At 72.3% G+C, this 1826-nt stretch carries 2 protein-coding genes; both read left to right on the top strand.

The window, feature by feature from the left end; genetic code table 11:
• A partial coding sequence (locus EIO58_RS17245) for a DUF2332 family protein (RefSeq protein ID WP_127820480.1) occupies positions 1-368 on the top strand: 368 nt, incomplete at its 5' end.
• A gap of 148 nt (positions 369-516) precedes the next feature.
• On the top strand, positions 517-1722 hold the full coding sequence (gene metX, locus EIO58_RS17240) for a homoserine O-acetyltransferase MetX (RefSeq protein WP_127820479.1): 1206 nt from the start codon (positions 517-519) through the stop codon (positions 1720-1722).
• Positions 1723-1826: the final 104 nt, after the last annotated feature.

Genomic DNA, 1826 nt, shown 5'->3' with positions numbered 1-1826 from the left:
GCGCCGCCGCGGCAGTCGCGGCATCGGATCCCCCGGAGATCATCCGCGGCGACCTGCTCGAGACGGTGACGGATGCCGCGGCCGCTGCCCCCGCCGACGCCACCGTCGTGGTGTTCCACAGCGCGGTGATGCCCTACCTCGACCACGACGGGCGGGAGCGCTTCGCCGACATCATGAGCGGACTCGGTCAGGCGATCGGGCGGACCGTCGTGTGGCTCTCGAACGAGAGCACCGGGGTCTTCCCGCGGATCGACACGCGGCTGCCCCCGGGCCTGGACGTCGGCGCACGGTTCGTGCAGTCGCGCGACGGCGAGCCGATCGCGCTCGCCGGCCCGCACGGAGCGATGTACGACACGACACCCTTCTAGGCGTCGGAGCCGCCAAGCCGTTGAGAATGCAGGAACAATCGGCCGGTTCTTCGCGGGAGCCGCCGCCGAAGCCCGCGTTTTTCCTGATTCCTCGCCGGCCCCGCGTAACACGCGGCCGCTCCGGCACGCCGCAGGCGAGAATGGTCGGATGGACTGGCAGACCTCCGAAGACACCGTGCCCAGCGCACCGGTGACGGAGGCGGACGCCCGTCTGCTCGGCGGGCGCCCGCCGGCGACGGGCGCGTGGCGCGACGGAGACCCCGTCGGCGACCGGCACTTCGCGGCGTTCGGGCCGTTCCGCACGGAGGGCGGTCGTGAGCTTCCCGGCTACCGCATCGCCTACGAGACGTGGGGCGAGCTCAACGCCGCGCGCGACAACGCCGTGCTCGTGCTGCACGCGCTCACCGGCGACAGCCACGTGCGCGGGCCGGCGGGCCCTGGCCACCCCACGTCCGGGTGGTGGGACGACATCGTCGGCCCTGGCGCCCCGATCGACACCGACCGCTGGTTCGTGATCGCGCCGAACATGCTGGGCGGATGCCAGGGGTCGACGGGTCCGGCATCCATCGGTCCCGACGGATACGAGTGGGCCTCACGGTTCCCGTACCTCACCGTCCGCGACCAGGTCACCGCGCAGGTGCGCCTCGCCGATGCGCTCGGCATCGACGTGTGGGCCGCGGTCGTGGGCGGCTCTATGGGCGGAATGCACGCACTGGAGTGGGCGGTGTCTCTCCCCGAGCGCGTCGCGCGCGTCGGCGTGCTGTCGGCGCCGCCGGTCAACACCGCCGACCAGATCGCCCTGAACTCGGTGCAGCTCGAGGCGATCCGCATCGACCCGCGCTTCCAGACCGGGGAGTACTACGACGCAGCCGACGGCGACGGACCGACGCGCGGCCTCGCGCTCGCCCGCCGCATGGCGCTGCTGAACTACCGCTCGCCCACCGAGCTCAACCAGCGGTTCCAGCGCTCATGGCAGTCGGGCGTGAGCCCGCTCGGCCGCGGCGGTCGATTCGCCGTGGAGTCGTACCTCGACTTCCATGGCAACAAGTTCACCCGCCGCTTCGACGCCAACTCCTACATCACGCTCGTCGAGGCGATGAACTCGCACGACGTGGGCCGCGAGCGCGGCGGCATCGAGGACGCGCTCGCGCGCGTCACCGCGACCGCGCTCGTGCTCGGCATCGACAGCGACCGCCTGTTCCCCGTCGACGGGCAGCACCGCATCGCACGCGGCATCCGGAATACTCTCGACGGCGACCGGGCCGTCGTGCTCTCGAGCGACTTCGGCCACGACGGCTTCCTCATCGAGACGCAGGTCGTGGGCGCGCACGTGCGCCGGCTGCTCGCGGCCTGACTCAGCCGGTGCGCGTGTAGCGCCAGGGCAGCGAGCCGATCTCGAGCCGGTGCCGCGCGGAGCCGGGCTCCGAGGCATCCGGATCGTACTCCGCGTCGCCGTGC

The sequence above is a fragment of the Microbacterium sp. CPCC 204701 genome, assembly GCF_004010105.1.
Lineage (GTDB): Bacteria > Actinomycetota > Actinomycetes > Actinomycetales > Microbacteriaceae > Microbacterium.
This window is presented reverse-complemented; position numbering and strand designations above follow the sequence as displayed.